Origin of the sequence: Ruminiclostridium herbifermentans (assembly GCF_005473905.2) — a bacterium.
Lineage (GTDB): Bacteria > Bacillota > Clostridia > Acetivibrionales > DSM-1351 > Ruminiclostridium > Ruminiclostridium herbifermentans.
In genome coordinates this window covers 77,357-97,343 of the sequence record NZ_CP061336.1, presented here as the reverse complement: position 1 = coordinate 97,343, position 19,987 = coordinate 77,357, and the positions used below count along the sequence as shown (strand labels likewise).

Below are 19,987 nucleotides of genomic sequence, written 5' to 3'. Positions count from 1 at the left end.
CTGATTTTTTTAACAATAATGCAGTTAGTATCAACATAAAAATTTTATGCAAATTGAACTTCAATCATTTCAGCATCAGCCTTACGTATAGATAATTCATAACCGCGTACATTGACTTCAATAGGGTCTCCAAGAGGTGCTACCTTACGAATATTAACTTCAACACCTTTTGTAATTCCCATATCCATGATTCTGCGCTTTGTAGCCCCTTCACCATGAAGCTTTTTTACAATTACAGTCTGTCCTGTCTTAACTTCCTTGAGAGTATTCATATTTATTTGCTCCTTTCAAAATTACGTAAACACATTACCAGTAAATTGTGATTTACAATTTTATGTATATATAGGCATACAAACTCTTCAACCTCTTCAACTATCCAAATATTTTAATTATATTTATTAAAATAGATATCTAGCTTAATTAAAGTTTTAACTTATATAGAACTCAAATAGAACAAAAAGATATTTGCAACCTGTAATTAGCATCTAAATAATAATTCTATTAGCCATTTCCTTGCTGATGGCCACACGTGTATCCTTGACATTTACAATCAAATTCCCTGCATTTTCAGTAATAACAATAATTTCTCCACCTTCTATAAATCCCAGTTTATTAAGAAAATTCTTTGTTTCATCTTTTCCGCCAATTTTTTTAATTTTATTTACTTCTCCTGCTTTCGCAAATACTAAGGGCATAATAATCCTCCTCTCCTACTATGGATTAAAATTTATTAATGACTTTGGTTTCTATCAAAACAAATCTGTGTGAACATTGTACATTTCCCATTAGAGGTAAGCCAAAATTATCTTCTCTTTACTATTTGTGGCGTTTGTGACAAACTATCTTGGCAAAATGCAGGTCATTTCTAAATAAAGTAAATTAGCCTTCCTATACATTAAAGCTTTTCTCCTGAAGCCTTTAATCGGATATATCTGCCTTAATCTAATATTAATATTTTCACCTTTCGCTACTTATCTCACCTATCTTTAGAGCCAAATACCACCTACTTGTATACTTACAGTTCTTGATTCGTCTTAGTAAGACTAGGTTCCTTGGTTAGTTTGCGCTAACTCATTGGCAAAAATATTAGCTAGCCTTGCTAACTAATTAATTTATTACTATCCACTAATAAATTAATTAATAGTTAGTCCCAACTAACTAAGTATATCTTAACATCGATTCCCAAACATGTCAATAGATTATTTACTACTACTTTCTTAATCTCTCATTAACATGCTTTTTTATTGCCTCAAAGCTTTCTGCACTTATTACATGCTCGATTCTGCATGCATCTTCAATAGCAATTTCCTTTGCAACTCCAAGCAAAATCAAACAGTCAGACAACAGTGTATGCCTCTCAAACATTGTCTGTGCAACCTTTATTCCCTCATCGGTCAGAGTAATAAATCCATCGCCGTCAACCTTAATATATCCATGTTCTCTTAAATTCTTCATAGCCACGCTAACACTAGACTTCTTATAGTCAAGTTCCGAAGCAATATCAATTGATCTGACACAATTATTTTTTTTACTTAAAACAAAAATTGTTTCTAGGTACATCTCGGCAGATTCTTGTATTTTCAAAATAGCATCTCCTTTGCCCATTTCATTACCATAACAATTATAATAGCATATTATATGTCTAAAAACAAATTGAATACTTTCACACCAACTTCTAACAAGAAAATATTAGCCAAAAACCTAAGCTTCGAAAAGTAACGCCTCCCTTTTGAAAATCCAATTCCCAGCACATCCTCAAATATATGATTTAGAGAATATATCTCTAATATTCTATTGACAAATCAAAATGATATATGCTAGCTTATGTTTAATCATGCAATACTAACTACAATAAATACTATTGCAATCCATTTATAACAGGAGGCTCTGATGTCTAACATAAAGCCAGTAAAATCATTATTAAGCAAAAATACATTAATATATATAATCACTATTGTTGTTTCTATAGTTCTTTTGGTGTTAGGAAATAAAATAACTACAAGGAACTTATCTCTATTAAAAGGGATGGAAGGAGTTACTGCTGAAAAGGCCCAAGTAATAAAAATTATAAAAATTAAGTCTGTACAGTATAATTTGGGCGGCGAAGATCTAGAAGAAGGTAAAGAAATTGTCTTTTCAGCAGAGATACTATCTGGAGAACATAAATCTCAACAGGTAACTGCTGTTCAAACAACAGACCCTTTTACAGGCATTCCATTAAAATATGTTGAAGCCGGAGACAAAGTCGTTTTATATAGACTAGATAATCAAGATTCTGAATACGATTATGTATTAGGAGAATACTTGAGGACAAATTTATTGATAGTTCTAAGTATTGTCTTCTTCCTATTGCTTATATTATTTGGACGTTTTAAGGGCTTTAACACTATACTATCCTTAATATTTACTGGTATTGCAATTTTTGCTGTTTTTATTCCTGCCGTATTACAGGGCTTTAACATTTATTTTTGGTCAATAATAACCTGTGTATTTATAATAATTATGTCACTACTAATAATATATGGTGCAAATAAAAAAAGCTTGGCAGCTGGTATTGGCTGTATTGTTGGAATATTAATATCTGGAATTTTAACATTAATTATGAACAAAGCTTTGCATCTTACAGGACTGGTAAATGAAGAGTCCTTATATATAATTCGTATGAATAGCCAAAATCCAATAGATTTAAAAGCAATCATATTTGCAGCCATAATTATAGGTGCAGTGGGAGCAATTATGGATATGTCTATGTCTCTTGCCTCAGCTCTTTCAGAACTCCATGAAAAACTGGAATACTCACCCTTTACTCTTCTTGTGAAGTCTGGAATGGCAATAGGAAGAGACATGATGGGAACTATGACTAACACCTTAATACTGGCATATATTGGAAGTTCGCTTTCGGCTGTTCTCCTTCTAGTTTCATATAATAGTTCCTTGCTGGAACTTCTTAACAAAGAAATTATAGTAGTAGAAGTTCTTCAAGCTCTTGTTGGAAGTATTGGAATACTATTTACAATACCTCTGACTTCTGTGGTTTGCGGATATCTGTATTCCGAAAGAGTAAAATCAGAAAGTAAAAAAGATTTCTTAGAAGAATATTCTAATTCAAATGATGAATATACTGATGGTTGGAAGTAATATCTTATGGCATGCTAAACAGTTTCAAATATACAGAAAGTTTATACAAACATTTAATCAACATAGTTTACAATAAAGATAGACATACTCATTCTGTGTTCTATCTATTTCCTCAGCACTTTCTATATAAATAGCAGAGATATTTTTGCCGTTAACTAATTGTATAGTTTTCCATACCCACTTTATAGCTTTATTAAAATTCAATTCCTTTTCTAGCCATTATACCTGAATCCATAGGATGCTTTACAGGGTTTATTTCTGACACGTAGTCTGCCAAGTCAATTAGTTCCTTAGGTGCATTTCTTCCAGTGAGCACTAATTCAAGGTGAGAAGGCTTGTTTTTTATAAACTCAACAACTAGTTTCATATCTATAAAGCCATTTGTTATTGCAGCCATAATTTCATCCAAAATAATCATGTCCTTATTCTTTGAACTGTCCATAGCGTAATTAAACAAATGCAGCGTGTACTCCTCCATTTGCTTTTTTTCTTCAGGAGTCATCTGCCATACAAATTTGCATATTTGTTTATATTTATAAATCTCAAAATCAGGCTTTAACTTGTCTATTGTGTTCTCCTCATTCGTTGAACTTCCTTTACAGAACTGAACCATTAATACCTTCATGCCACTTCCTGCAGCCCTTATTCCAAGACCAATAGCTGTAGTAGTTTTTCCCTTTCCATTACCCGTATATATATGAACTAGTCCATCCATAACCCGTATCCCTCAATCAATCCATATTATATTTGTTTTACATATAATTCTTGTATGTTAAGTATAAAAACATGCTAGCATATCCATTTATAAAGTGTAAATCATTGTTGAGATTTTCAATTTTAGTATCAATTAGTTCAAATGATAAAAGGAGTATGTTAGCACTAATTATAATATTATTAATCAAACTTTGCAGCTAAAACCATTGATAATTCTGCATCACCAATATATTCTTTATCTGCAAAGTTTGATTTATCTAGATTCAATGCTATTATGAATTAACTAACAGTGCTTAACCCTGTCTCTCTCCTCAGCTTTTTTAGCGTCATTAAAGCGGTCAAGGGTTCCTACTAAATAGCCTGTTATACGCCTAATTCTTTCAAAACTTGTATTTCCTTCTGCTCTGCCGCATTTTGGGCATTCATCTCCAATTATACCTGTGTATCCACAAACAGGGTCACGGTCAACTGGATGATTTATAGCGCCGTAGCCTATTCCTGATTCTTTCATGCAGCGAATGATTTTCTCAAAGGCTTCTAAGTTCTGCGTAGGGTCTCCATCAACCTCTACATATGTTATGTGCCCAGCATTTGTAAGTTCATGATAAGGTGCCTCCAGCCTTATTTTGTTAAATGCTCCAATAGGAAAGTATACAGGAATATGAAAACTGTTTGTATAATATTCCTTATCTGTTATTCCCTTAATTACTCCAAATATATCTCTGTCTTTGTTAATAAAACGTCCTGAAAGCCCTTCTGCTGGTGTTGCTAAAAGAGTAAAATTCATTCCATATTTTTTGCTTGCCTCATCCATGCGCTTTCTCATATATCTAATAATTTCAAGTCCTAATTTTTGCGATTCTTCAGATTCTCCATGATGTTTTCCTGTTAAAGCCGTCAAGCATTCTGCGAGACCAATAAAGCCCATTGATAGCGTACCGTGCTTAATAACATCTCTAACTTCATCCTCCCAGCCTAGCTTATCAGAATCAATCCATATTCCCTGCCCCATCATAAAGGGATAGTTTTTAACTTTCTTTCGTGCCTGTATTTCAAAGCGTTCAAGAAGTTGATCTATAACAAGATTTATTTTCTTGTCAAGTTCTTCATAAAAAGCAGCAATGTTATCTTTATTCTTTATAGCAATTCTAGGAAGATTAATTGTAGTAAAACTCAAATTCCCTCTCCCGTTGATTATTTCTCTAGAAGTATCATAAACATTACCTATAACTCTTGTCCTACAGCCCATATATGCTATTTCCGTTTCGGGATGTCCTGGCTTATAATATTTTAAATTAAAGGGTGCATCTAAAAAAGAAAAATTAGGGAATAATCTTTTAGCACTTACTTTGCAAGCCAGCTTAAATAAATCATAATTTGGGTCTCCCTCATTATAATTTATTCCATCCTTTACTTTAAAAATCTGTACTGGAAATATTGGAGTTTCACTATCTCCTAATCCTGCTTCAGTTGCAAGTAACAGATTCTTTATAACCATTCTTCCTTCTGCAGATGTGTCCATTCCATAATTTATTGAACTAAACGGCACCTGAGCACCAGCTCTGCTATGCATTGTGTTAAGATTATGTACGAAAGCCTCCATTGCCTGATATGTACTATTATTAGTTTCTATTTCTGCTTTTTTTATAGCAAACTCTTGTGCTTTTATAACAACAGACTTATCATCAATAATTCTGCCTAAATATTGCTGTTCAATACCTATATATTCTTCCATTCTTCCAAGAGCAGGTAATATACCTTCTTTATTATTTATTTCCTCAAAAATGCTATTTATCTCTGCTCCAATATCTAAATCCTGTAAAGTCCATTCTAATATCTTTATTAAATTACGTCTATATAGCTTTATATATGTTTTTGATACTCCTGGAGCCAGCCCGTAGTCAAAATTAGGAATACTCTGCCCGCCATGTTGATCGTTCTGATTAGACTGTATGGCAATACAAGCAAGTGATGAATAGCTTTGAATATCATTTGGTTCCCTTAAATATCCATGCCCAGTACAAAAGCCTCCTTTGAAAAGCTTCTCTATATCTATCTGGCAGCATGTAGTGGTTAATGAAAGGAAGTCCAGATCATGTATATGAATGTCCCCATTCTTATGGGCTCTTGAATGTTCTGGCTTCAACACAAACATCTCATTAAACTGTTTAGCGCCCTCAGAACCATATCTAAGCATAGTTCCCATTGCTGTGTCTCCATCGATATTTGCATTTTCACGCTTTTTGTCATTGTCTTTTGCTTCTTTAAAGGTCAAGTCCTCATAAACCTTCATAAGACGGGTATTCATCTCTCTTATACGGGTTCTTTCCGCTCTGTAAAGAATATATTCTTTTGCAGGCTTTGCATAACCCTCTTCAATTAAAACTTTTTCAACAATATTCTGGATTTCCTCAACACCAGGTACTTTTTTATCTGGATTTTTATCTAGCTGCTCAGCCACCTTTTCAGCCAAAACTAATGCAATTGAATAATCTTCCTCCCCTGCAGCATTTGCAGCTTTAAATATGGCATTGGCAATCTTCTCAATATTAAAGGGTACTTCTCTGCCATCTCTTTTCCTAATTTTTGTTATCATAAAGTCTTTTTACATCTCACTTTCATTAAGTCTATTTACAGTTGCTATCCATACATTATTTACATAATATAAACATCTATATTTAGTCGAATTGATACTATCACATACAATATATTGTGTCAATATGTTCCACCAATATGTTGTTCTACCCTCTATTTGGAAAGTAAATAACTATCTATATAAAAATCAATTATATCAGCGTATTTACTAAAATACATGCAAAAAAAGAGCATACTTTATAACTTATTAGGGTAACACCAACCTAATTATAGAGTACGTTCTTTTTTAAACTTGCATTTTATTTGAATGTCTATAATTTATTCTATCTTTCTCCATTAATTCTGTGTAATATCGAGTAATTCCTTAGACATACTCTGAATATCTTCAACAGATGAATCAACCTCTTGCATTGATGAAACCAATTGCTCAATGGCAGCCGCAATTAATTCGATATCTTTGAGTGAATTCTCATTTATATTTTTAACATCAATAACTAAATCTACCATTTTCTCTCCATGCTTAGCGGCTTCTTTTGTATCTTCTTCAACTATAATAAGTTTGTCATTCATTTCTTTATTAGCATCAGCAACCTTTGTAAAAGAAGTTCTTGCCTCTTCTATAACTTTAAGCCCATTATCTACCAGTATGGAGCCGTTGTCCATGGAGCACACTGCATTTTTCGTATCCTCTATTACCTCTTGTATTATTGCAGAAATGTCCTTTGCCGCTTGTTTTGAACCCTCTGCCAAATTTCGAATTTCTTGTGCTACTACTGCGAAGCCTTTTCCCTGTTCACCAGCTCTGGCTGATTCAATAGCTGCATTCAGTGCAAGTAAATTAGTTTGTGAAGATATCTGAGAAATTATCTCTACAAATCCCGATATCTTACTGGATCTCTGTTCAAGTTGACTAATAATAGCCTTGCTATGCTTAGTAGCCTCTGCTATAGCCTCCATTTTCTCTGCTGCACTACCTAGAACTCTTTCATTATCAACCGTCAGGTTCTTTACTTGATTTGATAGAATCCCTATTTGTTTGCTTTCTTCTGATATTTTATGTAAGTTTTCAGACATATTTGTTACTGCCAAAGTTGCTTCTTCCATACTCTTTATAGAATTTCTTGACCCTTCAGCAATCTTAGAGGTCTTTTCAGCTATATCTTCATTTGACCTTGCAGTACTTTCTGTCATTATTGATAGACTTGAAACAGAGGCAGATAAAGCATTAGACACCTCTGTGGATTTTTGAGTGACCTTCATCATTTTGTTAATTATTTCTTCTTGTTCCTTAGCCCCCATCATATTTCCCAGCATCGCACGGGTTCTTTTTGACAGCATAATAAAGATAAAAGATATCATTATTAATTGAAATGCTCTTGGCATAACTCCATATTTCATCATACTTCTCATATCCATATAATTCCTATCAATAACACCTACTGTATTTAGTGATAAAATTTGTGAAATTGAATATAGTAAAATGGAAAGTACTGACGTATACCAGCTAAGTTTTGTTGAAAAAAATAAACTTGCTATTGCTAATGGATATGCAAATAGTACAATTGCAAATTGTTTTAAAACTAATATGGTTATACTTACCATAAGTATTGCTGCTGTTACAATTAAATATTTAACCCATAACCCCTGTTGTTTAAGCAGAATTACAACAATAAATGGTAAAGACAATAACACTATGGATGTAATTGTTACAATTGCCATTGTGCCTCTATCTACTGCAAATATCCCCATCAAGTTTACAAAAAAAGCAAATATAACAACTACATTTGTACAGAGCATAACAAGTGCGGCAAACTTATTAGCCTCTATTTCGTTCTGTAATAAAATTGTATTATTACTGTTCTTGCTCATTACCAGTCCTCCCAATTACGCTTTATTTTAGTTATAAACGTTTACTTGATATTATACTACAAACTTTACCATATTTCATCCTTTTTGCACAAAATTTACTATAAAAATTACTATTCCCTTTTATTACCACATTTTTATACAAAATTTTTACATCTATTAACATGTTTGGTTATTATTTATCAATAATGAGAAGTAATAAAAAAAGCTACTGCATTTGAGCAGTAACTTTTCTCTTTTTATAATTTATAAAATTTTGTATATAAAAATTACAAAAAATATCATAGAATCAACTGTAAAACCCTCTAAATTACAAATCTTGCATAGCTTCCTTCTTTATTTGAACAAATCTCTAAAACACCTTTAATTCTCTCTTTGAGTTCATCAACATGAGATATAACACCAACTAATCTGCCTGTTTTTTGGATATCAACTAAACACTGTATGGCGCTGTCCAAGGATTCAGGGTCTAGCGAACCAAACCCTTCATCTACAAAGAGAGTATCCAAACTAATTCCACCAGCGTAAGATTGTACAATATCAGCTAATCCTAGAGCTAACGCAAGTGATGCCTTGAAGCCTTCTCCTCCCGATAAAGTTTTAACATGCCTTGCCTTACCTGTATAGTTATCAAACACTTCAAGTTCCAGCCCCTGTTGTGCTCTACCCTTACTTTTGTCTTCCTTCCTTTTGAGCAAATACCTAGAACATGTCATCTTTTCAAGTCTTAGGTTTGCAGCAGTGATTATCTCATCAAAATATGCCGCCAATACATATCTTTCAAAAGTAAGTCTTTGGGAATTTTCTCCCTTTGCCACCTTGTACAACTCCCCAACTAATCCGTATTTCTCCTCAAGAACTTTCACCTTTGCTAATAAACTTTCCAATTGACTTAAGGCTTTCTGATTATTTGTATTCCTTGAAAAAATAACATTCTGCTTAGCCTGAACATTTTTCTGTTCTTCAATCAATAGATTATACTTAGTTTCCAACTCCTCGATATTTTGGAACTCAAGAGCCTTAGTTTCCTCCTCTAAATGTGTCAGCATATCCTTTTGTGATTTTAATTTCTGAAAAAACAAAGCAATTTCATCTTGTAAAGCAAGTATTTCTGCTTTTGTCTTCTTTATTTTGACATAATGATTATAGTCCTCAAAACCGCCTTCAATAAGTCTTTCATTTAAAATTCTTTCAAGTCTGGCACTCTCTTCGATATTCTCATTCAAAGATGTAGTTTTAACAGCCACAGCTGTTTCTGCCTCACTCTGTTTTTCTTTTGCAAGTTCAGCAGCTTGCTCTGCTTTTTTTAAGTCTGTCTCAAGCTTCTCAATTATAGCTTTTTTCTCATCTAATTTTGCATTTAGCTTTGCTACCGAACGTATATCTTCTGGAACCTCAGCCTCAATGCTAGATACTGCTGTGCTAAGCCTTGCAAGTTCTTCTGAAGCTGATAATTTCTGAATATTAAACCTATTTACATTTGCCTCTAATTCTTCTATCTTAGCTGACGTTACCTTATATTCCTGTTCAAACGTGCCTTTCTTGTTTACTACACCTATCTTTTCCTTATATTTATCTATTAAAACCAAAGTCTCAGCTTTAAGCTTTTTGCCTCTGTCCATTATTTCCTTACGAACGCTTTCAAGTCTATCCTTTGTCAACTTATCTATTTCAAAATAAGTTTTATTATCATTATTTTCTTGGATAGATTGCTGCTTATCTTCACTTAGCTGATTGAAGCTATCCATATCAAATAAATGTATTGACTGAGACTCAAGAGTCAAAAACTTATTTTTTATTTCCAGCTTCTTGCTCTCTAAATTTCCACCTAGTTCTGAGATAACTTTGAGTTTGTCTGTCCTTTGATCACTCAGACTTGCATATTGTTTCTTTAACTCTTTCAGTTCATCTTCGCTGGGAATACTCTCCATTGCCTTTGCTGGATTTGGGTGTTCTAATGACCCACAAACAGGACAAGGTTCATTTTCATGTAATGTTTTGGCTAATATTCCAGCTTGTCCACGAATATAATTATCCTCAAGCTGTTCTAGTTTGCTTCTGAATTTCACAAACTCTGTATCAAATCCTTCAAAGTCTAGCTTTTTAGCCTCAAATAATTCTGCCTGCTCTATAAAAGAAATAATCAGTTTGTTAATGTTGTCTAATTCAATTAAGAGTTTTTTATTTTCTGAAATGTCCTTATCTAACTTAGCACATTCAGACTCCATAATATATAATTGTTTAAGATTTTCTTCCTGATCTTTATAATTCTTTTTTGCTACTTCTAAATTCCTCTGTTCAGCCTCAAGTAAATTAATGATCTCAGCACTTTTTACTTTTGCAGTCTCTAAAGCCTTTAAACTTTTATCATACTGAATTACCTTTGGTAACATATTATTAAGTACAGATAGTTCTGCTTCGTACTTCTTTTTGAGAGGCTCCTTTTCCTTCTCCAAAATAAGCTTCTCTTTGCAAACCAAATAATACTTGCTGCTATTCTCAGCCTGCTGCTTTGCTAATGTCAATTCACCTGATTTTGTCTCTATACTTTGCTTCGTAATTTTGCATTGTTCATCAATCTCACTAATTGACAAAGCTTTTCTGGCAAATTCTAAGTCTGCTTCCTTCTGAGAATATTCCTCCGTTCTAGCAATTGAAATAGCATAATCCCTGCTTATTTGTTCTTTATCCTTGAGTTTTTTATTTATTTCATTGCTCTTTGCTATTTCCTCCTTCAGAGTCCCTTGATTTGCCGTTATAATTTCAAGCTGAGACTTTAATATTCCTAATTCTTCTGTATCTGCCACAGATAATTTCTTTATTTCTTCCAAAAACAAGTCTATATTAACGTTCTTACTATTTCGTATTTCTTCCAGCTCTATTTTATTTCCACAGTCAAAATGCTTAATATATGTATCAATCCGAGTTTTTATATCATGGACTTCCTTGTATAACTCCTTGCTCTCATTCTCAAGCTTTTTTTGAATTTCAGCAAACGCCTCTGTTCCAAATATTTTTCTGAATATTATCTCTCTTTCATTGCTGTCTGCTTCTAACAGTTTCCTGAATTCGCCTTGAGGGAGCATTACAATTTGCTTAAACTGAGATTTATTTATCCCCAAAAGCATATTAATTTTTTCATCTACATTTGATATTTTTGTTATCAATGTCCCATCAGGCATTAGCAGTTCTGCGTCAGCATTTCTAGTTGTATATCCCTCTCCCCTTAGCTTTTTTTGCTCCTGCTGAGGAGACCTTCTTATTTTATAAACTTTTCCTCTAAGTTCAAAATTGAGTTCAACAAAGGTTTCTGTCTCAGGTTCTGCAAAATCACTTCTCAAACTATCTCTATCTCGGCTGCTTCCAGATGGTTCTCCAAAAAGGGCAAAGCTTATAGCATCAAATATTGTTGTTTTGCCTGCACCTGTTGGACCAGAAATTAAAAAGATTTGCTCATTTAATATTGTAAAATCTATTTCCTGTACTCCCGCATAGGGTCCAAATGCACTAATTGTCAACTTTAATGGTTTCATCTATACACCTTCCCTATCTACTTCTCCAATGATTCTTGTCATAATTTCAGTCTGTTCAACACCAAGAGTTTCTCCCTGCATAGCTTCATAAAACTCTTTAAAAAGCTCAAGCTTGGATTTTGATTTATACCCCTCAGCAGCAGAAGTACAGTTTTCTTCCCTTTGACTTGCCAATTCCTTACTTAGTCCCATAATGTTAGGATAAACCGTTCTAAGCTTGGAAATAGGATCTATTAACTCACCTTTATCTGTAAGAATAGCATAAACATAATCCTCAGTATTAGCGTTTCTATATACCTCAGAATTTATTAATTCATTAATGGGGCCTTTTATAATTCTCATATCTCTCTTAGGAATAAGGGGATTAAATGTTACTTTGGTATTTCCTGCCTTATCAATCTCAACTATATTAATGCCCTTACGCTGATTTACTTCAGAAAAAGAATACTTTAGAATTGAACCTGAATATCTGATGCTTTCTGCTCCAGCTTTTTGTGGTGCATGCAAATGTCCTAGCGCAGTATAATTGAAAATTTTAAAATAATCAGAACTTACAAATTCGGTTCCGCCAATACTCAGCGGTCTTTCCGATTCAGAAAGAAGTTCAGCCTCTCTGCCCATATGAGTAATATAGCCATGAGTAATCATGACATTTCTCTCATTATGTTTTATAGCCTGTCCAATAATTTCAATCATCTTTTTCATAGCATCATCATGGGTAGATATTTTATTGTCATCAAATATGTGCCGTACATTTCGAGGATCAACATATGGAAGCATATAGAAATTTACAACTCCAAACTCATCCTCAAGCGTTGTACAATGAACACTTCCGTTGAAGCCTCCCACGATATGCAATCCATTATTAATTAATATCCTGCTGGCAAAGGATAACCGCTCTGCGCTATCATGGTTGCCTGCTATTGCTAGAATAGGAACCTTCAAATCAAGTAGCAGCGTGTTAAATACCTCATCAACTAATTCCACAGCTTCTACAGGTGGTATGCTTCTATCATAAACATCACCAGCAATTATAATGGCATCAGGCTTTTCTCTCTCAACAATTGAAATAAGCTGTTCTAAAACATGCTTCTGTTCTTCAAGCATACTGAACTCATTTACTATTTTCCCAATATGCCAGTCTCCAGTGTGAATTATTTTCATTTGGTACTCCTTTAATGTCTTTCCTATAATATAGATATCTTATATAATTTCCTCATGTATATAATCATCATATATCAACTTTTATCAAATTTCAAAGCACTTCAATGAATTTACCCAGTTAAATAGCTGGCACAACCACCTTTATTCCCTTTTCAATTATTTCAAAAGCTATTTTACTAGAGGAAAATATTTCACCGTCTATGTTTAAACTAAGTACTTCGTCACTTTCTATTTGAATTTTTTTCCCTCTCAAAAACTCAACTTCATCTAATTTCCCATGTTGTCCTTTAATATACATAGGAAATAACCTCAAAATCTTAAATCTACTTGCTTCACTTACTAAGCAAATATCAAATAGTCCATCATCAATTTTTGCCTCAGGTGCAGCAAGCATGCCACCACCATAAAATCTGCCATTTGCAATAGCTGCAAGAAGTATTTTATTCTCCATTCTCCTATCATCAATATTTATCTTTACTTTACAAAATTTCTTTTTAATAACGGTATAAATAATTGAAATTACATATGCCATACTTCCTGTAATTCCTGGAACCTTTTTGAATTTATCAGCATTAAAAACAACATCAGCATCAAACCCTATTGATGATATATTTATAAAATAATTGTCATTAACCTTACCTAAGTCAATGCTTTTTTCTTCTCCCTTAATTGTTCTAACTAGTATATCCTTTATGTCATATGCAGAAGTTAAACTCCGTATAAAATCATTTCCAGACCCTGCTGGTATAACGCCTAATGCTGACTGTGTTCCTGCAATCCCATTTACAACCTCATTTATAGTTCCATCTCCACCAACAGAATAAATCCTGCAATCTTCAATAGCAGAATACTTTCTTGCAATCTCCGTTGCATGACCCGGATGGTCTGTAATTTGTATTATGAATTTCTCAGCTTTATCCTTGAAATACTCTCGTATAATCGGTATCATCTCAAGGGCCTTCCCTTTTCCAGCCTTTGGGTTAATAATAAAAATATGTTGCATTTATACCCTCATATTACCTAAATATTATTTTTTCTTGTTTTAATAAACCGTACTATGCGATATACACCTATTATACCTGCAAATATCAAGCAAAAGATAGTAAATTTAGACATAATTACTCCTTTTAATCTTCTTTATTTTTTAATATATGGGTACTTATAATAATAGAACTAGCATATAGCCCAATAAGTAAAATTAATAAACATATAATAAATAACAGGGGATTTTCGCTTATAAATCTAAATACAAAGGAGAAATCAGCGTTTTTCTTATCCAGTATTAAAAGGATTGCTAGAAACCCCACAATTGGGATATACATAAATGCACGACCCCTAATAGGACCAAATTTATAGTAACCTGGTAATTGAAAGCTTATGTAAATGATATATAAACAAATTCCAACTAAACTAGATGCTACTATATCACCAATAGTTATTGAAACATTTATAGCATTTAACGCAATGGAATCCATAATCAAAGAAAACAATAATGTAAAAATTCCTAAACATAGAAGAAGAAAGTATCTTCCTATGACCATGTCAGATTTAGAAGCAGGTAAAATACCATAAAGTCGATTCATATTGTTTTTCTCTGATATACTGAAGGTATAACCTGATGTCATAGCCATAAAAGTCATAGAAAATGATATACCAGATATTAAAGAACGATTAATTAATACAAAGAAAACAGGTATTAAAAGTACAAAACAAATGGATTTCTTATAATATTTCAACAGATAAGCATCTAGCAAAGTACTTTTTATTATGTCTGTCATATATTATGCTCCTCTCCTGTTTATAAAAACTATAATATCATCTATAGTTGCAGGCTCCGTATTAACTGATGACCCCTTAGGTAAATCATTAGTATAAATAAGTCCTTCAAAACCAGTTGCAGATTCTCGCAAACTGATTAGAGATTGTTTTAAATCACTCGTTAGTTCTTTGATTTCACCTTTCACAATGGAAAAAGATTTGATAAATTTATCTTTTAAACCAGAATATAACAGTTTTCCTTCATTAAGAAATGTAATATAATCAGCTATTTTATCCAAGTCAGATGTAATATGTGTTGAAAATAAAACACTACGCTTGCCGTCTTTAATAAATTCAGAAAGTATATCCAACAATTCATCTCTTGATACTGGATCTAATCCACTAGTTGGCTCATCTAAAATTAATAATTTAGCATCATAGGAGAATGCGCAGGCTAACATTAGTTTCATCTGCATACCTTTGGAAAGTTCTTTTACTCTCTTTGATTTATTTACCTTAAACCTATCTAGGTAATAATAAAATTTACTTGTGCTCCAATTTATGTAAAACTTGCCTATAGCTTTTTCTACATCTGCCATTTTCCATTCATCAACAAAGTAGTTAGAATCAAAAACAACGCCTAAATTCTGCTTGATTTCTTTTTCTTCCAAAATGTGATCCTTACCAAATATTTTAATATCTCCGGAAGACTTTTTAAGCATATTTAATATTAATTTAATAGTTGTGGTTTTGCCAGCACCATTTGGTCCGATAAGGCCCATAATATAACCCTCTGGTAGGCTGAAGCTAATACTATCTAATGTAAAATGATTATAGTTTTTGGATAAATTTTTTATACTTAGCAGTTCATTCATTATCTCTAACCCTCCTTCAATAGGTATGCTTCAAGGATATGTGAAATTCATATAACCATGATTTTCATTTGTATAAGTTTTCTTCTATATTATTTTTTTGTCCGATTAGTTAAGTGTAATTAAATATAAAACATTCATAACCCGGGGGGTGAACTTAATGGTAACTATATTATTTTATCAGTCTACTTAAACTAAATATTAGATTGCAGTATTGTAATTTTTTAAATTCATATTATTTTATCTGTGAAACAAAATGGGTTTAAGTTATAGATTACTCTAACCGTTCCATGACTACTTTATAAACATAAAGTGGTGTTTACTCCCAAATACTGATGAAGTCTTTCTTTGTTATTATTATAGTTTTAATTTACTTGTAAATATGTACACGAGATATAATTAGATATACTTGATATTCACCCACTTTAATGTTTATGTGTATAAAATGTATATTGTTATAATATAGCATTCGCAATTCTAAAGTCAAGAAAAACTGGGAATTAATTTTATAATAGTAAAAATGTCTTATTTACCAATGTCCCTTATCTATTCGGTAATAATATACATATGGAAATTTTATCCAACTCCTTTATTTGTTTATGATTCACATCTATTCTTTCAATAACAACTAATTTCAACTCATTTCTATTTACTCAGACAAAATATTGCATTTATTTTAACATCATTCCATAGAAAATGCTAATAAACTTCATTACTATGGACATAAAGTAAATAGTTGTTATTTTATAATATCTATAAAAATCAAATATTATTGTAAAAAGTAAAAAAAAATAAAATTTTTAAGAAATTTATTGACAGAGTTATACATTTGAATTTATTATTAATTTATAGAATTTTCTTACATTATTGTATATTCATTTTAATTTATGTAGTATGTATATCAATTTCAATTGATTTACATAAATTTAATAGCAGGGAGGTGAACTAGATGAACGTTTATGAAGCACCTAAAAGCGAAAGTTTAGAATCAGCTGCACAGGAAGCAATTTGTGGTTTTAACTGCAATACTGGATTTGGTATAGGTATAGTTATTGCCATGATAGGTCCATTACCTGGTCCAACATGATAACTTTTCAATGAGTTGTCAGATGATAGCTTACCTACATAAACGAATTAGGTGCAGATATGATGCACCTAATTCGTTTACAACTGTAAACTAGTCTCATATGGCTGCTCTCTCGTGAGTAAAATAACCGTTCATCTAAAAGTATGATTAATAAGAGCGATATCTTGCATAGAACAACTTATGTTTGGAAAGAGGATGAGGGTTACGCTATTATAATAAAAAATGATGGTAATAAGGTTATATTAAACCAAGATGCTACTAAACTTTGGAAAATTATTAATGATGAGGATTCCGTAGAAATCATATGTGATCTGATTAAAGAAAAATATAATATATCTGAAGATAAAACCTTAATAGCCATTAAAGCGCTAATCGAAGCTGGAGTTGTTTCTAATCTAGATATGTTTTGGGGGGATTAGTATTTTTAAAAAAATATTGCTGATTATGCCCAATAACAATAAAACCAAAAAGGTTGGTTATTCTGAAAAAACCACTATGCCACCCTTAGGTATTATTTCAATTGGTAGCTATTTAAAGATGCATGGATACGAGGTGGATTACCTCGATCTATTTGCCTGTAGTATGAAAAAAAGTGAATTTCTAAATTATGTATCTGATTTTAATCCTGATATTATTGGAATAAGTTCCTATACGGAGAACTTTAATGTTGTTATAAAGCTAACAGAATTAATTAAAAACGCCTTCCCAAAAATCATAATTATATTAGGAGGGCCTCATGTCACATTTTGTCCAGATGAAGCTTTGGAGCATTCAACAGTTGATTTTGTGAGCCGTGGGGAAGGTGAGATGACTTTCGTTGAGCTTCTGGAAGCTTTAAATTATAATACCCTAAAACTTGAAGAAATTGATGGGTTATCTTTTAGAAATAAAAACGGAGACATAGTCCACACCAATAACAGAAAATTTATTGTAAAATTAGATAGCCTTCCATGGGGTGATATGAATCTCAAAAAGAAAGAGATTTATAATATAAAGCAACTTATTATCACCAGTAGAGGATGTCCGGGAAGGTGTATTTATTGTGCTTCATCGGCACTCTCAGGCAATAAATATAGAATGCGTAGTGCAGAAAATGTATTTAGTGAAATTTATTACAAATATAAATATAAGGGAGAGCGTTATTTCGCATTTTTAGATGATACTTTTACTGCCAATCGAAACAGACTTAATCAATTCTGTGAACTTATCAAAAAACATAAATTGGATATCGTATGGAGATGTGATTCCAGAACAGATATTTTAAGTTATGAGATGATTGACAATATGTATGATGCTGGATGTACTTCTGTTCATATCGGTATTGAAAGTGGATCTCAAGAGGTAATTAACAAAATAAATAAGAACATTAGCCTTCAAAAGTCAGAAGATTTATTGGCATATATGTCAAATAAGGGAATGCAGGTAATGTGCTCTTTTATTATTGGACATCACTGCGACACAAAAGACACCATAAGGTTGACCATTGACTTAGCTCGAAAATTTAAAAATAACTACGGTGCTGTGGTTGGTATTGGCGTTAATACTCCATTTCCGGGTACTACTTTATATGAAGAGAGAGACAAGCTGGGTGTAAAGTTGGAAAGTACAAATTGGTCAACTTATGATCTTGTACAGCCTGTCATATCGACAAAATATTTGACTAGAGAAGAGTTACAGGAAATATTTTATGAAATGCAAGAGCTGATGTAAATAAAATATTGAGAAGGAGATATTATGGATAGAATAGTTGTTGAATTAAAAGGTAATTTAGTATTCTGTGGTGTGGACAAGGGATATTTTGAAATAGAGGGTCAAAACGGTATATTTGTTGAAACTGACAGTGAATATGGATTGAAGGTATGGTGCCCAGAAAAAATGATTGAAAAGATTCACAGAATTAATATTAAAGAGGAGGTTTAACATGGTCATTGAATTAAATAAGGATGTAATAATTAAGAAACATAATAATATAGGATTACTTATCAATACAGAGCAAGCTAGATACCGTAAATTAAATAGTTCAGGCCTTGTTATTGCTGAATTTTTGCAGGAATCACCTAAAATGAGCAGAGATGAACTATTTGCTAAATTAAGTAATCATTATTGTATACCAAAAAAATTATTGGTAGACGATGTTAATAAATTTCTAGATGAGTTGATAGAATTAGGTTTCTTAAAAGACAGTTCTAGTGAAGAAAAAAATATTGTACCAAATGATGATTTTACAGGTAACGGTTTGTGGTTAAAGGTTACAAATCGTTGCAATCTAAAATGTGTATATTGTTATGCCAATTCAGGAACATTTGACTCTAAAAGTGAACTTTCCATTGAGGAAATTGAAAGTTTATTATCTACTATGACCGAGCCAATTAAAAAGATAATTATAACAGGAGGAGAACCTCTTTTAAGGTATGACATATTAGATATAATTAGGCTATGTAATAAATATGGAAAAGTACAATTATTAACAAATGGTACTTTAGGTGATGCGGAATTATATAAAAATATACTTCAGCTTGTTGACAGTATTCAGATTTCAATTGATTCAGATATATCAGAATATCATGATAGGAATCGAGGTGCTGGTAGTTTTGAAAAAGCTGTTAATAATGCAAAAATCATCAGTGAAATTGACAACTCCAAACTGGCGATTGCCATGACACCTACTCCAAAATATAAACCAGATATCGTTGATATGATAAAATTCTGCCAAAGTATTGGAGTATATCAATTACATATTAATAGGTTCGTGCCTTATGGTAGAGCTATAAAATACGAAGATGATTTTGACCTCCAAGAATTTTATAACTGGGTAGATAAAGGATATGAATATATTTATGAAACTTATGTAAGCTATTATAAACAGAATAGGAAATTCAATTTCCTCTTAGATGTGGCATCTGATTTAAACCGAGAAGTTTATTCAACAAATAGAAAATGCTCTTGTGGCATAAATCATAATCTTTTAAGTATTGACTGTAATGGAGATGTATATTTATGTCCTTCACTTCATAAAAAAGAACTTATTCTTGGAAATATAAAAGAAAAGTCGCTGGTGGACATAAAATTAGACAGTAAAAAAAGATTTAAAAGCTTTTCGGTAGGAGATTTAGATAAATGTAAAGACTGTGAATTAAAGTATTTCTGCGCTGGTGGATGCAGGGCAATTGCTTTAAATAATACAAATGATTTATATGGTGTAGAGAATAATTGTGCTGTTTATAAAAAACGTATATTAGACTTAATGGTGAGGTAATCTA

The 19,987-nt window shown here is 32.1% G+C and carries 17 protein-coding genes; 6 read left to right on the top strand and 11 right to left on the bottom strand.

Going from position 1 to position 19,987, the window contains the following annotated elements; genetic code table 11:
* Window positions 1-44: 44 nt before the first annotated feature.
* The 3 genes from EHE19_RS00405 to EHE19_RS00395 all read right to left on the bottom strand — a co-directional run bounded on the left by EHE19_RS00405 (window position 45) and on the right by EHE19_RS00395 (window position 1,584).
* Complete coding sequence (locus tag EHE19_RS00405) at window positions 45-272, bottom strand: FeoA family protein (RefSeq protein WP_137697122.1); 228 nt, start codon at window positions 270-272, stop codon at window positions 45-47.
* Between the two features lie 213 nt (window positions 273-485).
* The gene (locus EHE19_RS00400; RefSeq protein ID WP_137697121.1) at window positions 486-695 is read right to left on the bottom strand and encodes a FeoA family protein; all 210 of its coding nucleotides are present in this window, start codon (window positions 693-695) and stop codon (window positions 486-488) included.
* A gap of 514 nt (window positions 696-1,209) precedes the next feature.
* Entirely contained in the window at window positions 1,210-1,584 is a 375-nt protein-coding gene (locus EHE19_RS00395) for a metal-dependent transcriptional regulator (RefSeq protein ID WP_137697120.1), read from the bottom strand.
* A 306-nt stretch (window positions 1,585-1,890) separates the two neighbouring features.
* Between EHE19_RS00395 and EHE19_RS00390 the strand changes: the two genes are divergently transcribed.
* Window positions 1,891-3,138: a YibE/F family protein gene (locus EHE19_RS00390; RefSeq protein ID WP_137697119.1), complete on the top strand. Its 1,248-nt coding sequence runs from the start codon at window positions 1,891-1,893 to the stop codon at window positions 3,136-3,138.
* A gap of 193 nt (window positions 3,139-3,331) precedes the next feature.
* Here EHE19_RS00390 and EHE19_RS00385 read toward each other — a convergent pair whose 3' ends face one another.
* The 8 genes from EHE19_RS00385 to EHE19_RS00350 form a co-directional block, all read right to left on the bottom strand.
* The gene (locus tag EHE19_RS00385; protein ID WP_137697118.1) at window positions 3,332-3,853 is read right to left on the bottom strand and encodes a cob(I)yrinic acid a,c-diamide adenosyltransferase; all 522 of its coding nucleotides are present in this window, start codon (window positions 3,851-3,853) and stop codon (window positions 3,332-3,334) included.
* A gap of 282 nt (window positions 3,854-4,135) precedes the next feature.
* The gene (locus EHE19_RS00380) at window positions 4,136-6,448 is read right to left on the bottom strand and encodes an anaerobic ribonucleoside triphosphate reductase (protein ID WP_137697117.1); all 2,313 of its coding nucleotides are present in this window, start codon (window positions 6,446-6,448) and stop codon (window positions 4,136-4,138) included.
* A gap of 335 nt (window positions 6,449-6,783) precedes the next feature.
* The gene (locus tag EHE19_RS00375; RefSeq protein ID WP_137697116.1) at window positions 6,784-8,316 is read right to left on the bottom strand and encodes a methyl-accepting chemotaxis protein; all 1,533 of its coding nucleotides are present in this window, start codon (window positions 8,314-8,316) and stop codon (window positions 6,784-6,786) included.
* Between the two features lie 302 nt (window positions 8,317-8,618).
* Window positions 8,619-11,846, bottom strand: a complete 3,228-nt coding sequence (locus tag EHE19_RS00370; protein WP_137697115.1) for an AAA family ATPase — start codon at window positions 11,844-11,846, stop codon at window positions 8,619-8,621.
* Window positions 11,847-13,010, bottom strand: coding sequence for an exonuclease SbcCD subunit D (locus EHE19_RS00365; protein ID WP_137697114.1), 1,164 nt, complete (start codon window positions 13,008-13,010; stop codon window positions 11,847-11,849).
* Between the two features lie 118 nt (window positions 13,011-13,128).
* Window positions 13,129-14,013: a diacylglycerol/lipid kinase family protein gene (locus EHE19_RS00360; RefSeq protein ID WP_137697113.1), complete on the bottom strand. Its 885-nt coding sequence runs from the start codon at window positions 14,011-14,013 to the stop codon at window positions 13,129-13,131.
* Window positions 14,014-14,137: 124 nt separating this feature from the next.
* Window positions 14,138-14,788 carry an ABC-2 transporter permease gene (locus EHE19_RS00355; RefSeq protein WP_137697112.1) on the bottom strand — a complete coding sequence of 217 codons (651 nt, stop codon included), beginning with the start codon at window positions 14,786-14,788 and terminating at the stop codon, window positions 14,138-14,140.
* A gap of 3 nt (window positions 14,789-14,791) precedes the next feature.
* Window positions 14,792-15,643: an ABC transporter ATP-binding protein gene (locus tag EHE19_RS00350; protein WP_137697111.1), complete on the bottom strand. Its 852-nt coding sequence runs from the start codon at window positions 15,641-15,643 to the stop codon at window positions 14,792-14,794.
* A 946-nt stretch (window positions 15,644-16,589) separates the two neighbouring features.
* Between EHE19_RS00350 and EHE19_RS00345 the strand changes: the two genes are divergently transcribed.
* The 5 genes from EHE19_RS00345 (at window position 16,590) to EHE19_RS00325 (ending at window position 19,983) form a co-directional block, all read left to right on the top strand.
* On the top strand, window positions 16,590-16,727 hold the full coding sequence (locus EHE19_RS00345; protein WP_171003542.1) for a hypothetical protein: 138 nt from the start codon (window positions 16,590-16,592) through the stop codon (window positions 16,725-16,727).
* A 164-nt stretch (window positions 16,728-16,891) separates the two neighbouring features.
* Entirely contained in the window at window positions 16,892-17,146 is a 255-nt protein-coding gene (locus tag EHE19_RS00340) for a PqqD family peptide modification chaperone (protein ID WP_171003541.1), read from the top strand.
* A gap of 25 nt (window positions 17,147-17,171) precedes the next feature.
* Entirely contained in the window at window positions 17,172-18,437 is a 1,266-nt protein-coding gene (locus EHE19_RS00335; RefSeq protein WP_137697109.1) for a B12-binding domain-containing radical SAM protein, read from the top strand.
* A gap of 24 nt (window positions 18,438-18,461) precedes the next feature.
* Window positions 18,462-18,647 carry a hypothetical protein gene (locus EHE19_RS00330; RefSeq protein WP_137697108.1) on the top strand — a complete coding sequence of 62 codons (186 nt, stop codon included), beginning with the start codon at window positions 18,462-18,464 and terminating at the stop codon, window positions 18,645-18,647.
* 1 nt (window position 18,648) lies between these two features.
* The gene (locus tag EHE19_RS00325; protein WP_137697107.1) at window positions 18,649-19,983 is read left to right on the top strand and encodes a PqqD family peptide modification chaperone; all 1,335 of its coding nucleotides are present in this window, start codon (window positions 18,649-18,651) and stop codon (window positions 19,981-19,983) included.
* Window positions 19,984-19,987: the final 4 nt, after the last annotated feature.